This window comes from Novosphingobium sp. 18050, from assembly GCF_902706195.1.
In the GTDB taxonomy this organism is placed as follows: domain Bacteria; phylum Pseudomonadota; class Alphaproteobacteria; order Sphingomonadales; family Sphingomonadaceae; genus Novosphingobium.
In genome coordinates this window covers 14218-31756 of sequence record NZ_CACSJO010000028.1, presented here as the reverse complement: position 1 = coordinate 31756, position 17539 = coordinate 14218, and the positions used below count along the sequence as shown (strand labels likewise).

Below are 17539 nucleotides of genomic sequence, written 5' to 3'. Positions count from 1 at the left end.
GCAAACCGTGCCGCATCCACCCTCCGCACCCCGACCGCAAAGCCGCCCGGCTGCTCAGATTTCGAGCTGGCTACCCAGTTCCACCACACGGTTCGTCGGCAGGCGGAAAAACTCCATCGCGCTGGCCGCATTGCGCATCATCCAGGCGAACAGCTTTTCGCGCCAGATCATCATACCCGGCTTCTCCGAGGGCACCAGCGTCTGGCGCGAGAGGAAGAAGCTGGTCTTCATCATCTCGAAAGGGCCGCCGCACATTGGTGCGTGAGCCAGCGCGGCGGGGATGTCGGTCTCTTCCATGAAGCCGTAGCGCAGCGTCATCCTGTAGAAACCCTGCCCCAGTTCGACCACCGTGAAGCGCTCGGGCGGCTCGACGTAAGGCACGTCCTGCACCTCTACCGTCAACACTACCACGCGTTCATGCAGCACCTTGTTGTGCTTGATGTTGTGCAGCAGCGCCGAAGGCACGCCTATGTTGCTGGATGCCATGAAGATCGCCGTGCCGGGCACGCGGGTGGCGCTGCCATGCGCGCTCTTGGCGAAGACGTTGAGGGGAAGCGCGGCCTCGGTCATGCGGTCACGCATGAGGCGGCGGCCCTTGTTCCAGGTCGTCAGCAGGGTGAAGGCGATGCCGCCGATCATCAGCGGGAACCAGCCGCCGTCCGGCACCTTGGTGGCATTGGCGGCGAAGTAGGCGCCGTCGACCACGAAGAAGGTCACGATCACCGGGATCGCCAACCACAGCTTCCACTTCCACAGCACGATCAGCAGCACCGCCATAAGGCAGGTGTCGATCAACATCGCGCCTGTTACCGCGATGCCATAAGCCGAGGCGAGGTTGGACGAGTTCTGGAACACCAGCACCAGCACGATCACGCCGGTCATCAGCGCCCAGTTGACGAACGGGATGTAGATCTGCCCCACTTCGTGCTCGCTGGTGTGGCGGGTGGAAAGGCGCGGGATAAAGCCCAGCTGCATCGCCTGATGAGTGATCGAGAACGCACCCGAGATCACTGCCTGGCTGGCGATGAACGCGGCGCAGCTGGCCAGGATCACCAGCGGCAGGCGCAGCGATTCGGGCGCGAGGTTGAAGAACGGATTCTCCATGGCGACGGCCGCCTGCGCATCGTCGAGCCGCAGGATCATCGCCGCCTGGCCGAAATAGTTGATGAGCAGGCACGGCATCACGAAACCGAACCACGACAGCCGCATGGGCCCGCGTCCGAAGTGCCCCATGTCCGAATAGAGCGCCTCGGCCCCGGTAACGGCCAGCACGACCGAGCCCAAGGCGAGGAAGCCCAGCACCTTGTCGGTCAGGAAGAACTGGATCGCGAACCACGGGTTCAGCGCTTTCAGCACTTCGGGCATCTGCACCAGATGGTAGAAGCCCAGCACCGCGAGAACGATGAAGTAGACCACCATGACCGGCGCGAACAGCGCACCGACTTTCGCCGTGCCGCTCTTCTGGATGACGAAAAGGCCTACCAGCAGAACCAGCGCGATCGGCAGAACGAACGGCGAAAGGTCCGACTGGACAACAGTGAGACCCTCTACCGCCGACAGCACCGAGACCGCCGGGGTAATCATCGAGTCCCCGTAGAACAGAGAGGTCGCGAAGACGCCTAGCAGGACTACGAGGTAGCCATAGCCGGACTTCTTGATCGAACCGGAAATCAGCGCGACAAGCGCGAGGCTGCCGCCCTGCCCCTTGTTGTCGGCGCGCATCAGCACACTGACATACTGGATTGAGACGACCAGCGTCATCGACCAGAAGATCAGGCTGACGACGCCCAGAATATGCAGTTCGTCGATCGCCAGCGGGTGCGGGCCGACGAACGTCTCACGAAAAGCGTAGATCGGGCTGGTGCCGATGTCGCCGAAGACGACACCTACCGCACCGAGTGCCAGCTTCGTGATATTGCCGGATCCGTGACCCCCACTGTGGCCTTGACCCGATATCGGAGACTCAAACGCCGCCGGGGCTATTGCCGCCGGGACATTGGACGTGTCCGCACTTCCATCACTCATTCCAGCGTCCTGTCATGGACTCGCAGCGACGCATTCACCGCTGCGGCAAGGATGTGGCCGTTAGCAGCATGGATGGGGGCAGGCAACGATACTTACAAGGTGTCCCCGGGGCGGACATGTACCGTTCAGGGAAGCGGCTACTGCCCCTGAACGGGGGCTGGGGAAGCGGACGATTCGGGCGTAGCAGTGGACTGAGGCGGAAGTGCAGACGGTGAGAGCGCAGAAGGCGGGGCTTCGCCCTTTTGCGCCGCGATCACCGTATCGAGCCGCTGGAGCTGCTGCGCCAGCGGCGCGCGCCACGGCGCATCGGCAGGCGCTCGTTCGAGCACTCCGGCCCAAAGCGTGCGCGTCTCGGCAAGTCGGCCTTCCTGGGCGAAGGCAAGGCCAAGGAAGAACGGCGGCCCCGGCGCATCGGGATCCGCCCTGGCAGCACGGCGATAGGCGTAGAGCGCCGCCGGGGTCAGTGAGTTGTCGGCATGGGCAACGATGGCGTTAGCCATGGCCAGCCACGCTTCCGAACTCTTGGGGTCTTCCTCAACCGCGATGCGCAGCACTTCGGCGGCATCGGCATAACGGCCGTTGCGCGCAAAAGCATCGGCGGTGACCACCCAGCGATTGAGGGTGGGAATACCGCTGTTGGTGACCTTGGAACGGGCATCGACCAGCGCGGCCGCATTGCCCGAGACCTGCTCACTCGCTTCCTTGGGCGCGCCGGCCTGGCCTGGCGAGCCTTGCGAAACGTAGCCGGCAATCCCCAGCAGGAGCGCCGAACCAACCACTTCACGCGCCCCGCGAGGCACTTTGAGTACGAACAGCAACAGCACAAGAGCCACGACGGCCAGGCCGATGACGAACACCCAAATCACTTCGCGTCCTCCGTCTTGCCGGCAAAGCGGCGGCGCAGCAGCAGGAACGCGACCAGCATGAAAAATGCAGGCACCGCGAACAGAGGCCAGGTCAGGCCGGTCAGTTGCGGGGCATAGCTGACATAGTCACCGTAACGCTCGATCAGCCAGGCACGAATCGCCTCGGGGTCTTCTCCCGCCGCGATCCGTTCCCGCACGAGGCTGCGCATGGAACCGGCAATCGGCGCATCCGAATCGGCGATCGACTGGCCCTGACACTGCAGGCAGCGCAAGCTTTCCATAAGATCCTGCGCCTTGGTTTCCTTGGCCGGATCGTCAAGCTGGCGATAGGCGTAAGGCGCCGTGGATTGCTCCTCCTGCGCGACGGCGGGGGCCGCCAGGGCAAGGCACACGATTACAGGGCCCAGACCTGCTGGGGACCGAAGCAGGCGCTTCACTGCTGCGCCTCCTGCAGCTTGCCCAGCAGAAGGCCCAGATGCTCGGGCCGGATCTCGCCGATGTGCTGGTAGACAATCTTGCCCTTGCCATCGACGACATAGGTTTCCGGCACGCCCGATGAGCCGAGCGCAAGCTGTACCTTGCCGTCGTCGTCCGCGCCGATGCGCTGGAAAGGGTCGCCGTTTTCTTCGAGGAAGCCTTGCAGGTTCTCGGTCGTATCGCGCACCGAGATGCCCTCGATCGGAACGCCGGCCTTCGCGAGTTCGGCCAGCTGCGGCGCCTCGACGCGGCACGGCACGCACCAGCTGGCGAAGACGTTGACGAGGTGCGGCTTGCCATTGGCGAGCACATTGCTGTCCAGCCCCGGACGGCCCGGCAGTGCGGGCGGCAGGTCGAAGCGGGGCATGGACTTGCCCACCAGCGCACTGGCGACATTGCGGTCGGCCGGCCGATACAGCCCGATCATGACCAGCGCGAAGAAGCCGATGAACAACGCCAATGGCAGCCAGATCGCCCAGCGCGGAGCACGGGGTGGAACAGTATCGCTCATCGGCCCTGCCTTTCGCGGCGATAGGCTATCTTGCTGCGCAGGTTGATACGGCGAAGGTCGGCAAGGACATGCCCCGCCAGCGCCAGCGCGCCGCCCAGGGCGATGAGCAACCCGCCCAGCCAGATCAGCGGCACGAACGGCTTCCACCACAGCCGCAGCTGCCAGCGGCCCTGATCGCTTCCGGCATCGCTTTTGGCCTCACTCTTGTCGCCAGCCGCCGGCGCTTCACCGCCAAGCACGGCATAGAGCTGTCCGTTCCAGCGCGTCAGCAACGCCGATTCGCTGGTCTGCTGCGGCGGCGCCCAGAAACTCCGCGACTGCGGCAGCATCCGGCTGACCTTGCCGTCGGTGCCGTAACGCACCAGCAGGCGCGCTTCGAGCGCTGTCCAGTTCGGCCCGGCGACAGGCTCAACAGTGTCGAGCTTCACGCCCCAGGGACCGACCTGCGTAACCTCGCCGATCTTCACGGCAACCAGCTTCTCGACCGAAAAGGCGCTTTCGCTGCTCATCCCGAACAACGCGACGGCAATGCCGAAATGCGCGGTGACCATGCCCCATATCGGCAGCGGCGTGCGGCGCAGGTTGCGCCCCTTGAGCGGAAGCAGGCTGGCCCAGGCAAGGCCCAGCGCCAGCGCAAGGCCAAGGAAAGGCAGCAGCGCCACCCCGCCGATCATCAGCAAGCCGATCGCTGCCGCCGCCACCAGCATCGCCGGAATGACGAGGTTCTTGCCGACGCGCGCGAACCTGTCGCGCCGCCAACGCAGCAGCGGGCCGACCGCCAGCACCACCAGCATCGGCACCGCGAATAGCGCGCCCATTGGGTTGAAGTACGGCGGCCCCACCGAAACCTTGGCGCCGAAGGTTTCGGCCACCAGCGGATAGAGCGTGCCGAACAGCACGATACCCAGGATCGCCGAGAGCATGACATTGTTGAACACCAGCGCCCCCTCCCGGCTAACCAGAGCGAACCGCTCCCCCTCGGTCACGGTAGAGGCGCGCAAGCCGAACAGGGTCAGCGCGCCGCCGATGTAGATCGCCAGCAGCGCCAGAATGAAGGTGCCGCGCTGCGGGTCCACCGCGAAGGCGTGAACGCTCGTCAGGATGCCCGAGCGGACGAGGAAGGTGCCGATCATCGACATCGAGAAGGCGACGACGCCCAGCATCACCGTCCATGCGCGCAAGGCGTTACGCGAAGCCAGCACGCTGCACGAATGCAGCAAGGCGGTCGCCGCCAGCCAGGGCATGAGAGAAGCGTTCTCGACCGGGTCCCAGAACCACCAGCCACCCCAGCCAAGCTCGTAATAAGCCCAGTAAGAGCCTGCCGCGATGCCGACGGTCAGGAATATCCACGCCCCCAGCACCCAGGGCCGCATGGCACGCGCAAAAGCCGGACCGACTTCGCGCGTGATCAGCGCACCAATGGCGAAGCTGAAGGCGATCGAAAGCCCGACATAGCCGAGGTAGAGCGTAGGCGGATGGAATGCGAGGCCAAGGTCCTGCAGCAGCGGGTTGAGGCCGTTCCCCTCAGCCGGGACCGGCGAAAGCCGCTCGAAAGGGTTCGAAGCGAGCAGCAGGAAGGCATAGAAGCCGATGCTGACGAAAGCCTGCCCCGCCAGCGTCGCCAGCATCGTGCGTTCGGGCAGGCGCCGCTCGACCAGCGCCACGAAACCTCCCGCCATGCCCATGACGGTCACCCACAGGAGCATCGAGCCCTCGTGATTACCCCAGGCACCCGCGATCTTGTAGACCAGCGGCTTCATCGAATGCGAATTGAGCGCGACCAGCTTCACCGAAAGGTCAGTGACGGAAAAGACGTAGATCAGGCAGGCGAAGGCCAGCAACGCGAGCAGGCCCTGCACCATGGCGACGGGCCGAACGGCCCCGCCTAGCACTGCGCCGCGCGTCGTCAGCCCAAGGCTGCCCGCGACCAGTTGCAGGCCGGCCAGTGCGGCAGCCAGCCACAGCGCAGCAAGTCCGATTTCTGCCATCATTGTGTTTCGGCCACCACCTGTTTCGCCTGATCCTTGGTCATGTCCTGCATCTCGCGCGGGACATAGTTCTCGTCGTGCTTGGCGAGCAGGTTATCGGCAACGAAGGTGCCATTGGCCGCCAGACGCCCCTCGGCAACCACACCCGAGCCTTCGACGAACAGCGATGGGACGATGCCCTTGAAGGTGACCGGCACGCGCGCCTTGCCGTCCTGGACGACGAAATTGACGGTAACGCCGTCCGCCGCAGTCTTGAGCGAGCCCTGCTCAACCATGCCGCCCAGACGCACGGCACGGTCCGGCTCCGGCGGCTTGGCAACGATGTCGCTGGGCACGTAGAAATAGCTGGCCTGGTTGCGTAGCGCCCAGGCCGCCAGAAGCGCCGCACCAATCAGCACGACCAGCGCGACAACGAGCAGCACGAGGCGCTGATGCTTGGCCTTTATCGGGGCCTTGATTGAACTGGCCATGGTCAGCGCTTCCTCGATTCGGCGCGGCGCTTTTCCGCAGCGCGCATTGTCAGCAGCGACCAGGCGACCATCCCCAGCGTCGCGCCCACGCCGATGGCATAAGAGGCGACCACGAAGGTCCAGGGGTCCATCGCTTCGCGCACGGTCAAAATTCCACTTCGCTGAAAGCCTTGCGGCGCAGGCGCGCCTCGGCTTGCTGGTTCGCCAGGATCGCCCGCATCCGCGCCAGCACGCAGCCGACGAAGATCAGCGTGAAGCCCAGCATCGCGGCGAGCAGCGGCACGAGGAAATCGCCCGACATCGCCGACTTGCCCATAGTAATGCTCGGCGCCTGGTGCTGGCTGTTCCACCAGATCACGGAATAATGGATGATCGGCACGTTCACCGCGCCGACAAGGCCGAAAATCGCAGGAGCGCGGTTCTCGCTGCCATCAGCAGATTCGCTCGCCTGAGAGAGCGCCATCCAGCCAAAGTAGAGAAACAGCAGCACCAGCATCGAGGTCAGCCGTCCGTCCCAGACCCACCAGGTCCCCCACGCGGGCCGGCCCCACAGCGAGCCGGTGAGCAGGCATACGGCGGTAAACACGGTGCCCGGTACGGCACAGGCACGCGCCGCAATGGCCGCAAGCGGATGGCGCCAGACCAACTCTGTGAAGCTGGCCGCGGCAATGCCCATCCAGCCGGCCATGCCCAGCCATGCCGAGGGTACGTGAAGGTATACGATGCGCACCGTCTCGCCCTGAAGCCGCTCGGCCGGGGCGAAGAACACACCCCACCCCAGCGCCAGCGCCGCGACGACAAGACCCAGCACCATGCACAGCGGCATGAGCCAGCGCGCAATGCGCAGAAAACGAGCGGGATTGGCAAAGCCGTGCATGACAGTCGCGCTTCTATCGTGAGTGGGCCGGGGAGCAAGTGACTCAAGTCAAAGCCCGAAGCTTTTCCCACGCCAATGAGGCGCTAATACCGTCAAGGCATCATGTGGTGGAAAAATGGGGCGACCGATGGGGTTCGAACCCACGACCTCCGGTACCACAAACCGGCGCTCTAACCAACTGAGCTACGATCGCCACAGGCGCTGTCCGGATCATTACCGAACATTACCATCCGCCTCCGAATTACAGTCTCGCTGCATCCGGTGCGGGAGCGCGCCTTTGCACAAGGATCGCGCTCTTGCAAAGTAAAAATTCAGATCAGGCCTCAGAGCAGTGATTTTCCTGTGCGCAACTGGCGGCTAATGTCTCGCCATGGACGACCTCTGCGAATCATCGGCAGCGCAACTGCTCAACCACCCCGGCGTGCAGCGCTTCCCCTCCTCGCGGCTCGACCTGTTCATTCTGCGCGATTTCCTGACGCGCGAGCAGTGCGCGCGGCTGATCGAACTGATCGAAGCCAGCCACCGCCCCTCGACGATTGCCGATTATAATGGCGACGATGCGTTTCGCACCAGTTCCACCTGCGATCTGTCACCGGAAGTACCGGAAGTGGCCCACCTCGCTGCCGCGATCTCGCGCCTATCGGGGATAGACCCAGTCCATGCCGAGCCACTGCAAGGCCAGCGCTACGAGGTGGGGCAGGAATTCAAGGCGCACACCGACTATTTCGAGCCGGGCAGCAGCGACTACGAGAAATATTGTGCTGTGCCCGGTCAGCGGACCTGGACGTTCATGATCTACCTGAACGATGTCGATGCCGGCGGAGCAACGCGTTTTCGGGTAATCGACAAGATGATACAGCCGGAAACGGGCAAGCTGATCGCCTGGAACAACCGCAGGCCCGACGGCAGCCCCAATGCGGCAACGCTTCATCACGCGATGAAGGTGCGCAAGGGCTTCAAATACGTGATCACCCAGTGGTATCGGGAGCGGCGCTGGGGTTGAGCGGCGGCAAGGCCACCCCAGCGCCGATCCTGCGAATTACTGGGCCTTGCTGATTACCGCACAGGCGATTCGGCCGCCCGCGTTGCCGGCGGGCTGGCTGGTGTAATCGTCCACCCCGGCATGGATCACCAGCGCCGTGCCGTCCGCATCGAGCAATGACTTGGGGCCCGGGGAAAGCGTGACGCCGGTATTGAGGATCTGCGTCTTGAGCATGCCATCGGCGCCGACGTGCTGGTTGGGCATGTCGCCGCCGTGCGGCCCCTTCATGACCATATAGCCATGCATATGGTCACCGCCCGCGAAGTGGCCGCCCGAGGTGTTGAACTTCTCGGCAGTGTCGCACAGGCCCTTCTGATGGAAGTGGAAGCCATGGTCGCCTTCGGGCAGGCCCTTCAGGTCTGCGCTGACCAGAACACCGGCAGGCGTCTCCTGCAGCATGACCATGCCCCGCGACTTGCCGTCGAGGCCAATCACGTCGGCGTGGACCACCTTCCCGGCAGGCGCGGGCACTTCAGCGGCTGCAGCGGCCGGAGCGGCAGCGGATGCGACAGGCGCATGGGCATGCTCGGCCGCGGCGTTGCACGCACCGGCCATCGACAGCATGACGATGCTAGCGGCGGATGCGGCGAGGAAGCGTGATGTTCGAGTCATCGGTATCTCCGGTTCCGGGCCGGTTTCGGCCCAATTGGCTCAAGGACGCAGCGACGGGCATGGATCATCGCGGCACTCCCAAAAGGGGGGCACGAACGGGGCCCCTCCCCCATGCGTGCGCCGCAAGCCTAAAGTGCCGGACGCGAAAGGCAATCGCGTCGCCGCCGGGAAAGTTCCTGAGCGCCAGCCGGAAACAAAAAAGGCGGCCCCGGGGGACCGCCTTCTTCGTGTCTGATGGTCTGCGCGCGGCCCAAAGGCCGCTGCGCCTCACTTCTTGTTGAGCGAGAGACCGCCGAAACGCTTGTTGAACTGGGCAACGCGGCCGCCATCCTGCAGCTGCGCCTTGCCGCCGGTCCATGCCGGGTGCGAGCTAGGGTCGATGTCGAGTACCAGCGTGTCGCCTTCCTTGCCCCAGGTGGAGCGGGTCTGGAAGGTAGTACCATCGGTCATCTGAACCGTGATCATGTGGTAGTCGGGATGGGTATCGGCCTTCATGGTACAACTCTTTCGCATATGGCCGGTTCCGACCGGCCTGCCTCGGAAAGCGGGCCCCTTACAGGCAAGGGCACCGAAAAGCAAGGATGGAGTGCGAAGCCAGGCCGCAGCCCGGCTTGCACCGGCCATCCCGATCAGGCGTCGGCGATCATCGCCGTGAAGTTGACGTCGCAGGTCACCTTGTCGTCGATCGAAGCCTTGCCCCAGAACTTGCAGACCCGCGAACGCTTCTGGACGAAGCCAGCGCGCAAGGTCAGCAAGTGGCCCGGGGTCACGGGAGCGCGGAACTTCGCTTCCTCGATCGCCATGAAGTAGACCAGCTTGCCGGTTCCGGCGAGGCCCAGGGTCTCGATGGCGAGAATGCCTGCTGCCTGCGCCAGCGCCTCGATCTGGAGGACGCCGGGCATGATCGGACGGCCGGGGAAGTGCCCCTGGAAGAAGTCCTCGTTGAAGCTGACCGCCTTGACCGCATGGATCCCCTCCTCCTCGGAGATGGAGACCACGCGGTCGACGAGCAGCATCGGATAGCGGTGCGGAAGCGCCGCCAGGATCTTCGCGGTATCGTAAACCGTCTCGGTAGTATCGCTCATGCCCGGTGCCCGCTCAGATCAGCGGCCGGTCGGTGCGGTGGCGGGCGCGGCCGGAGCCTGCTGGCCCTGCGCCTGCGCACGCTGTTCACGAACCTGACGCGGTTCCCAGCCTGCCGGCGGCACCAGCTGCGCAGAAGGCAGCGCAGTGTTCAGCTCGTTCAGGATGTCCTGGTTGAGGTTGTAGGCGCCGCCGTTGACCGCAAGGATCGCGTCGGGCGAGATCAGGATCGAGACGTTCTTCTTGGTCATCGCGGCCTTGACCGCGTCGTTCAGCTTGTCTTCGATCTGCTCGTTGACATAGGCCTGCGAAAGACCGACCGGCTGCAGGATGCGCTGCAGTTCGGCCTTGCCGTTCTCCTGCATCTGCTGGATTGCGCCGGCCTGCTGCTCAAGCGATGCCTGAGCGACCTTGCCGCCCTGGCGGTCGGCATTGAACTTGTCAACCAGCGGCTTGATCTGGGCGTTGAGCGCGGTGTTGCGGGTCTGGGCCTGGTCGAACTGCGCCTTGTAGGTGGTCTGGCGAGCGGTTTCGGCCGCCTTGTAGGCATTCGAGTTGGCGATCACGGCATCGAAGCTGGCGACGCCGAGACCCTGGACGATCGTACCGCCGGTGCTGGCTGCAGCTGCCGGAGCGGCCTTCGCGGCCAGCGCGGGCTGTGCTGCAACAGCGGTGAGAGCGAGGCCAGCGGCCAGGGCGACGGACTTGGTCATGGTGCTCATCAGAATTGTGTTCCCACGTTGAAAGTAAAGGTCTTGGGATCGTCGCCCTCCTGCTTGAGGAGAACGCGCGAGAAGTCGATGCGGAACGGACCGAAGGGCGAGTTCCAGTTCACGCCGATGCCGATGGCGACACGCGGCTTCCAGGTATCGCCGACGAACTCTTCGGTGAAGTTGTAGGCATAGGTCTGGTTACCGTTGCTATCGAGAGTCGGAGTGTTCGCCACTCCGCCCGTCGATGCTTCCGTCGTCGAACCACCTGCAGCAGTAGTATAGAGCGGGTTGCACTTTCCGTTGCCGCCAGCGGCGAAATCGCATTGCGTAAGGCTAGGCTTCTTAACCCCCCAAACGGCGCCGACGTCCGCGAAGATCGACGGGCGCAGGCCCATTTCACGGGCGCCGGAACCGAGCGGGATTTCCAGTTCGGCGCGGCCCATGTAGTAGTAGTTGCCGCCGAGGGCGTCATCCTGCCAGTCGCTACGCTTGGTCGCAATCACGCCGTCGGTAATGTACTTGCGCAGAACGCGAGGACCAACGCCGCGGATGGCAAAGCCGCGAATCTGAGGCTCACCAAGATAGAAACGGTCGGTCAGGCGCACGTCGTCGCCACCGATCCCCTTGATCACGCCGCCCTCTGCCGAGAGCGAGAAGATGAAGCCCTTGCCCATGTTCATGAACTTCGACGCGTTGCCGCGGATGCGCGCGTACTTCACGTCGCCGCCAAGTCCGGCAAAGTCGGTGTTGATCGACGCGGTGAACCCCCTGGTTGGGCGCTGGCGGTTGTCGAGCGTGTCGTAAATCAGCGAGAGGCCGACGATCGAAGACAAGCGCTTGCCGATAGCGTCGCACAGATAGCGTCCGGCCACGACTGGGTCGCAGTCCCCAGCAGCGTTGAAATACTGGCTACCGAGTCCAACATCATCATAGTTGAGCGTGTAACGGGCAACAGCGGTCAGGTACTCGGTGAGCGGCACGCCGGCACGGACCTGGAAGCCGGTGGTCGACTGCTCGTAGGTCGTGTTGCGATCCGAGTTGTAGTAGTTGAAGCTGTTGTAATCGCGGCGATAGATATCGACGCCCAGCGACACGTTCTTGTCGAACAGGTACGGCTCGACGAAGCTCGCCTCGACGCTCTTCGAGTAGCGCGAGAGGCTGCCCGACAGGCCCACCGTCTGCCCGCGGCCACGGAAGTTGCGCTGACGAATCGAGGCCTGGAAGATGAAGCTTTCAAGGCTGGAGAAACCGGCCGAGAGCTGAAGTTCGCCGGTCGGCTTTTCCTCGACGTTGGCTTCCAGGATGATGCGATCGTCGGCGGCGCCGGGCTTCTGCTCGACCTCGAACTTCTCCTGGAAGTAGCCGAGCGACTTGATGCGGTTGGTCGAACGCTTGACCTGCAGCGAATTGAACGCGTCACCTTCGGCAAGGCGGAACTCGCGGCGGACCACCTTGTCCTGAGTCAGCGTGTTGCCGTTGATGTCGATACGCTCGACATAGACGCGCGGGGCCTCCTGGATCACGAAGGTCAACCCCATGGTGAGGTTTTCCTTGTCGCGGTCGTACTGCGGCCGCACATCTGCGAAGGCATAGCCGAAGGCACCGGCGGTCTGGTTGAGACCCTCGATCGTGTCCTCGACCTGCTTGGCGTTGTACCAGTCGCCCTTATGCATGACGAGGTTCTTGGCCATCTTCTCGCCGTCGAAGTCGCGCAGCTGGCTTTCTACCTTCACGTCGCCGAACTTGTAGCGCTGACCTTCCTCCACCACGTAGGTGATGATGAAGTCCTTCTTGTCCGGCGTCAGTTCGGCCACGGCCGAAACCACGCGGAAATCGGCGTAACCCTGCGTCAGGTAGAACTGGCGCAGCTTCTGCTGGTCAAAGGCCATGCGGTCGGGATCGTAGCTGGTGCCCGAGCTGAACAGGCGGGTAAAGCGCGCCTGCTTGGTCACCATCTCGCTGCGCAGTTCGCCGTCCGAGAAATGCTCGTTGCCGATGATGTTGATCTGGCGCACCTTGGACTTGTCGCCCTCGGTGATCTCGAAGACGATGTCGACGCGGTTCTGGTCGAGCGAGACCATCTTCGGCTCGACAGTCGCGGCGTAGCGGCCCTGACGCTTGTACAACTCGATGATGCGCGCAACGTCGGCGCGAATCTTGGAACGGGTGAAGATCTGGCGCGGCGAGACTTTGATCTCGGGCAGGATCTTGTCGTCCTTGATGCGCTTGTTGCCCTCAAGGATGATGCGGTTGACGACCGGGTTTTCCTGAACCTGGATAACGACGACGCCGCCGTCGTTGTTGATCTGGACGTCCTTGAACAACTCGGTCGAGTAAAGGTCCTTCAGTGCGGCGTCGGCACTGGCCTTGGTGTAAGGCTGGCCCACGCGCATCTTGATGTAAGACAGCACCGTCTGCGGCTCGAGCCGCTCCGATCCCTTGACCTGGATGGTCACGATCGGCTGCGCGCCGGCATCGGGATCAACAACGGGAGCTGCCGGAGCAGCCTTGGGTGCAGCTGCCTTCGGCGCAGCGGCCTTCGAAGCCTTTGCAGCCGAAGCCTTGGGCGCGACCTGGGCCAAAGCGTCGGCGGGGACACCCGCGAGGATCGTCGTCCCCATCAGCACCGCCGCGAGCTGCGAGGCACGGCCTCCCTCAGTCCAGCGAACCATTTCCCGTCCGATCATTCTACGCAAATTCCCGTATTCGCTTTCGCGAGAAAAACTGACCACCCCCGGCAAACCGGGCAACGGGCGCGCACCAAACCCGCAGGTAACCGCAGCCATCTGCCCGATGGAGCGCATCCGATCAAGCAGACAAAACCCGGCAACATTGTGATCGCTAGTGAAAACCTCCAGGCTATCCCCCGAAAATCGGGAGCTGAGCCAGATCGTTGACCGTGACGAAGACCATGAGCGCGAGCACTAATGCCACGCCCGTACGGATCGCCCATTCCTGACTACGCGCACCCAGCGGCCTGCGACGGACCAATTCGGCCGCGTAGAAAGCCAAGTGCCCGCCGTCGAGGCCAGGAATTGGCAGGAGATTGATGAATGCCAAGTTAATCGAAATCAGTGCTGCGAAGCTCACGAAAGCTTCCCAGCCAAGGCTGAACTGCTGCCCCGAATATTGTGCGATCTTGACCGGCCCGCCCAGCTCCCGCACCGAACGATCGCCGGTGAAAATCTGGGCAATGCCCGTCACCATCGTGCCCATGACCTTGAAGCTCTGGTCAACGCCAAGACCCACCGCGCGCAGCGCCCCGACCTTCTCGAGCCGGCCGGCGCGCACGCCAATCTGGCCGACTTTCTCGACCTTGCCCTGCTCGTCGGTGATCGTGCCCGCCGTGATCGCGACCGGAATGGTCAGGACCTGGGCGCTGCGGCGCACTGTGACCTGAACGGTCTGCCCGGCATTGGGACGGATCAGGCGCGGGATATCGCCAAAGCCGGCCACGGCAACGCCGTTCACGGCAAGGATACGGTCCCCCAATTCGATCCCGGCCTTCTCAGCCGGTGATTCGCCATAGAAACCGCCAACCAATGCCGGCATCAGTTCGACACCAAGGTTGCCGATGCGCGCCTTGTTGCCGAACTTGTCGCTCAGCTCCAGCGACGCCAGCGTCACCGGCATGACAAGCGTGCGCCCTTCCCGCGCCACGGCGACGGATATCGTCTTGCCGGGGAAATAGGCGGTGTGGTCACCGATCTCGGTGGCGCTGTCGATCTTTTCGCCGTCGATTGCGACGATGCGATCGCCGAGGCGCAGACCGGCCTTCTGGGCGGGAGAATTCTGCGAGAACCCACTGACCTCGGCATCGGCGACGACGCGGCCGTAGACCCCGTAGAAACCGGCGAAGATAGCCACGCAAAGCAGCAGGTTAGTCATCGGCCCGGCCAGCACGATCAGCGCACGCTGCCACAGCGGCTTGGCATGGAAGGTCTGAGCACGTTCCTGCGGGGTGAGCCGGGCATCGAGCGGGCTAGGCGCGCTGGACGGGTTCATGTCGCCCGCGAACTGGACGTAGCCGCCCAGCGGCAGCGCCGAAAGCTTCCAACGGGTGCCGCGCTTGTCGGTCCAGCCGGCCAGTTCCTTGCCGAAACCGATCGAAAACGCATCGGCCTTTACGCCGAACAGGCGGCCCACGAGGTAGTGACCCAGCTCATGGATCAGGACCAGAGGGCCCAGCACCAGGAGGAAGGCGAAGATCGTCGTCAGAAGTCCTGGTGATCCGGTCAAGCGATCAATCTTTCATCATGGGCTGGTCACAAGCATGCGCGTCCTCGCCCTGGCTTCCATGTCTACGTCGAGGACATCGGAGAGGCAACCGGGCGCGGGCGGTGCATAGGAACCAAGTACGTCTTCCACTTGTGCGGCAATACGAGTGAACGAAATGTGACCGCCCAGGAAAGCGGCGACCGCAATCTCGTTGGCGGCATTTAGTACCGCCGGGATCGCACCGCCCGCCATCGCAGCCTCGCGCGCCAGACGAGTCGCCGGGAAACGCGCCTCGTCGGGTTTGCGGAAGGTCAGCTCGCCGATTTCAGCCAGGTCGAGAGGCGCGCAGGGCGTATCCATGCGGCGCGGCCAGGCCAGTGCCGAGGCAATCGGCACGCGCATATCGGATGGGCCGAGCTGCGCGAGCGTCGAGCCGTCGCGGTATTCCACCATCGAATGGACGACCGACTGGGGATGAACGATGATCCGCAAACGGTCGAGCCCGACCGGGAACAAATGGTGCGCCTCGATCAGTTCGAGGCCCTTGTTAAACATAGTCGCCGAATCGACGCTGATCTTGGCACCCATGTCCCAGTTGGGATGGCGCACCGCCTCGGCCGGAGTGGCAGCCTTGAGGCGCTCCCACGACCAGTCGCGGAACGGCCCGCCGCTGGCGGTCAGGGTGATCCAGCGCACGTCCGCGGCATCGCCGCCCGACAGGCACTGGAAGATCGCGTTGTGTTCCGAATCGACCGGCAGCAACGTGGCACCGTGGTGGGCGACGGCCGCCATCATCACTTCGCCCGCAGAAACCAGCGCTTCCTTGTTGGCGAGCGCTATCACGCCGCCCTGCTCGATCGCTGCCATCGTGGGCGCAAGGCCCGCGCAGCCGACGATCGCCGCAACCGTCACGTCAGCGCCGCGTGCGCCGACCTCAATCAGCGCCGCCGGGCCGCCGGCAGCCTCGATGCCCGAACCGGCGAGCGCCTCGCGCAGGGCAGGCAAGTGAGTCTCGTCGGCGACGACCGCGACTTCGGCGCCGAATTCGCGGGCCAGGCGAGCAAGGTCTGCAGCGTTGGAATGCGCCGTCAGCGCAATCACACGCCAGTCGTCACGGTTGCGGCGGACGAGGTCGAGCGTCGAGGCGCCAATCGATCCGGTAGCACCAAGAACGGTAAGAGTGCGCATGGTTCTCATCGCGGCTGAAACAGGATCATCAGGCCTAGCACGAACAGTACCGCGAGCAAGCCGTCAGCGCGGTCGAAGAAACCGCCGTGGCCGGGAATCAGGTTACCCGAATCCTTGAGGCCAGCGCGGCGCTTCATCCAGCTTTCGAAGAAATCGCCCGCCTGCGCGCAGACGGCGACGAGAATGCCAGTCATCAGGCAAGTCGCGAAAAGCGGTACGGCGCCGGCAGTGGCATACCAGCACGGCTGCGTTCCGAAGCACGACACCGCATCGGCAGCAGCGCCGCGCGGCGTGAGCCAGATCGCTCCCTCCTGCCACAGCCGCGCTGCGGTGAAGAGCGCCAGCGTTGCGCCGATGACACCGCCCAGCAGTCCAGACCAGGTCTTGGAAGGGCTGATCGACGGCGCGATCTTGGGTCCGCGCAAAGTGCGCCCGGTGAAATAGGCGCCCACGTCCACGGCGATAACGGCTGCCAGCAATGTCATGACCGGCGCGAGGGTGAAGGCATCGTTGTGGAGGAACAGCAGCATCGCCGCACCGACACCGACGTAGAGCATACCTGCGAAGTTCCAGGCAGCACGCCCACCGGGCCCGGCAACGGCGCGCCGGGCAAGCCGTATCCACTCATAGAGTACGCCGACGGAGATAGCGCAGACGAAGGCGATCCACACCGCCCCGCCCAGCCACAGCGCCGCCCCGGCAACCGCGACCATGACGATCCCCGATACCGTCCTGACCCCGAGGTCGGACCTGCTTTTGGGAGGTTCAGCGGCCACCATAGCGCCGATCGCGGGTAGAGAAGGCTTCGAGCGCATCGCGCAAATGATCGGCGGTGAAGTCCGGCCAGAGCACGTCGGTGAACAGCATCTCGGCATAGGCCGCCTGCCACAGCAAGAAATTCGACAGCCGTACTTCGCCCGAGGTGCGGATCAGCAGGTCGAGCGGCGGCAGGTCTGCGGTATCGAGTTCGGCAGCAATCGTCTCGGGCGTGATCGTACCCTTTGCGGCCGCCTTAGTGGCAGCGCGGGCGATCTCGTCCTGCGAGCCATAGTTCAGCGCGACGACCAGCGTAGTGCCCGTGTTACCGGCGGTACGCGCCATAGCGCTCTCAACCAGTTCGACAACATCGGCCTTGAAGGCCTTGTAATCACCGATAATTTTCAACCGGACACCGGCTTTCGCGAATTCGTCGAGGTCGGAGAGGATGAAGCGCTTCATCAGACCCATGAGGTCGGAAACCTCTTCCTCGGGCCGGCGCCAGTTCTCGGTCGAGAAGGCGTAGAGAGTAAGTGCCTCCAGCCCCATCTCGCGCGCGCCGCGCACGACGCGGCGCACCGCCTCCACGCCGCGCTGGTGTCCCAGCGCGCGCGGAAGGTGGCGCTTCTTCGCCCAGCGCCCGTTGCCGTCCATGATGATGGCGACATGCCGGGCCTGTACGGGCTCCTCTTTGGCCATCAGGCCTCCCTCAC

18 protein-coding genes and 1 tRNA gene are annotated in these 17539 nt (G+C 64.1%); 1 reads left to right on the top strand and 18 read right to left on the bottom strand.

The genetic code is table 11. The features are described from left to right. Window positions 1-54: 54 nt before the first annotated feature. The 9 genes from GVL61_RS20470 to GVL61_RS20435 form a co-directional block, all read right to left on the bottom strand. A complete protein-coding gene (locus tag GVL61_RS20470; RefSeq protein WP_159982508.1) occupies window positions 55-2025 on the bottom strand; it encodes a potassium transporter Kup in 1971 nt (656 codons plus the stop codon). 137 nt (window positions 2026-2162) lie between these two features. Next, the gene (locus GVL61_RS20465; protein ID WP_159982507.1) at window positions 2163-2891 is read right to left on the bottom strand and encodes a tetratricopeptide repeat protein; all 729 of its coding nucleotides are present in this window, start codon (window positions 2889-2891) and stop codon (window positions 2163-2165) included. Further along, the gene (locus tag GVL61_RS20460) at window positions 2888-3319 is read right to left on the bottom strand and encodes a cytochrome c-type biogenesis protein (RefSeq protein ID WP_159982527.1); all 432 of its coding nucleotides are present in this window, start codon (window positions 3317-3319) and stop codon (window positions 2888-2890) included. The genes GVL61_RS20465 and GVL61_RS20460 overlap by 4 nt, the downstream gene beginning before the upstream one ends. A gap of 5 nt (window positions 3320-3324) precedes the next feature. Continuing rightward, entirely contained in the window at window positions 3325-3879 is a 555-nt protein-coding gene (locus GVL61_RS20455) for a DsbE family thiol:disulfide interchange protein (protein WP_159982506.1), read from the bottom strand. Beyond that, window positions 3876-5870 (bottom strand): heme lyase CcmF/NrfE family subunit, encoded by a 1995-nt coding sequence (locus tag GVL61_RS20450; protein ID WP_159982505.1) that lies wholly within the window; start codon window positions 5868-5870, stop codon window positions 3876-3878. Before GVL61_RS20450 ends, GVL61_RS20455 begins: the two co-directional genes overlap by 4 nt. Then, window positions 5867-6337 carry a cytochrome c maturation protein CcmE gene (gene ccmE / locus GVL61_RS20445; RefSeq protein WP_159982504.1) on the bottom strand — a complete coding sequence of 157 codons (471 nt, stop codon included), beginning with the start codon at window positions 6335-6337 and terminating at the stop codon, window positions 5867-5869. The genes GVL61_RS20450 and ccmE overlap by 4 nt, the downstream gene beginning before the upstream one ends. 2 nt (window positions 6338-6339) lie before the next feature. Beyond that, window positions 6340-6480 (bottom strand): hypothetical protein, encoded by a 141-nt coding sequence (locus tag GVL61_RS24835; RefSeq protein WP_200844883.1) that lies wholly within the window; start codon window positions 6478-6480, stop codon window positions 6340-6342. A gap of 2 nt (window positions 6481-6482) precedes the next feature. Continuing rightward, window positions 6483-7214 carry a heme ABC transporter permease CcmC gene (gene ccmC, locus GVL61_RS20440; protein WP_159982503.1) on the bottom strand — a complete coding sequence of 244 codons (732 nt, stop codon included), beginning with the start codon at window positions 7212-7214 and terminating at the stop codon, window positions 6483-6485. Window positions 7215-7330: 116 nt separating this feature from the next. Beyond that, window positions 7331-7407 (bottom strand) — tRNA-His (locus GVL61_RS20435). A gap of 177 nt (window positions 7408-7584) precedes the next feature. Here GVL61_RS20435 and GVL61_RS20430 point away from each other — a divergent pair. Continuing rightward, window positions 7585-8217: a 2OG-Fe(II) oxygenase gene (locus tag GVL61_RS20430; protein ID WP_159982502.1), complete on the top strand. Its 633-nt coding sequence runs from the start codon at window positions 7585-7587 to the stop codon at window positions 8215-8217. A 36-nt stretch (window positions 8218-8253) separates the two neighbouring features. Here the strand turns inward: GVL61_RS20430 and GVL61_RS20425 are convergent, their stop codons facing one another. From GVL61_RS20425 to uppS, 9 genes are all read right to left on the bottom strand, one after another. Next, window positions 8254-8868: a superoxide dismutase family protein gene (locus GVL61_RS20425; RefSeq protein WP_159982501.1), complete on the bottom strand. Its 615-nt coding sequence runs from the start codon at window positions 8866-8868 to the stop codon at window positions 8254-8256. Window positions 8869-9135: 267 nt separating this feature from the next. Continuing rightward, entirely contained in the window at window positions 9136-9363 is a 228-nt protein-coding gene (gene rpmE, locus GVL61_RS20420) for a 50S ribosomal protein L31 (RefSeq protein ID WP_043977573.1), read from the bottom strand. 134 nt (window positions 9364-9497) lie between these two features. Then, window positions 9498-9953: a 3-hydroxyacyl-ACP dehydratase FabZ gene (gene fabZ / locus GVL61_RS20415; protein WP_159982500.1), complete on the bottom strand. Its 456-nt coding sequence runs from the start codon at window positions 9951-9953 to the stop codon at window positions 9498-9500. Between the two features lie 18 nt (window positions 9954-9971). Further along, entirely contained in the window at window positions 9972-10673 is a 702-nt protein-coding gene (locus GVL61_RS20410; protein ID WP_159982499.1) for an OmpH family outer membrane protein, read from the bottom strand. Further along, on the bottom strand, window positions 10673-13336 hold the full coding sequence (gene bamA / locus GVL61_RS20405) for an outer membrane protein assembly factor BamA (protein ID WP_159982498.1): 2664 nt from the start codon (window positions 13334-13336) through the stop codon (window positions 10673-10675). The genes GVL61_RS20410 and bamA overlap by 1 nt, the downstream gene beginning before the upstream one ends. Before the next feature lie 187 nt (window positions 13337-13523). Further along, on the bottom strand, window positions 13524-14903 hold the full coding sequence (gene rseP, locus GVL61_RS20400) for an RIP metalloprotease RseP (protein ID WP_159982497.1): 1380 nt from the start codon (window positions 14901-14903) through the stop codon (window positions 13524-13526). 15 nt (window positions 14904-14918) lie between these two features. Continuing rightward, window positions 14919-16070, bottom strand: a complete 1152-nt coding sequence (locus GVL61_RS20395; protein ID WP_159982496.1) for a 1-deoxy-D-xylulose-5-phosphate reductoisomerase — start codon at window positions 16068-16070, stop codon at window positions 14919-14921. Window positions 16071-16075: 5 nt separating this feature from the next. After that, the gene (locus GVL61_RS20390) at window positions 16076-16849 is read right to left on the bottom strand and encodes a phosphatidate cytidylyltransferase (protein ID WP_159982495.1); all 774 of its coding nucleotides are present in this window, start codon (window positions 16847-16849) and stop codon (window positions 16076-16078) included. After that, entirely contained in the window at window positions 16836-17525 is a 690-nt protein-coding gene (uppS, locus tag GVL61_RS20385; protein WP_159982494.1) for a polyprenyl diphosphate synthase, read from the bottom strand. Before uppS ends, GVL61_RS20390 begins: the two co-directional genes overlap by 14 nt. Window positions 17526-17539 lie beyond the last annotated feature (14 nt).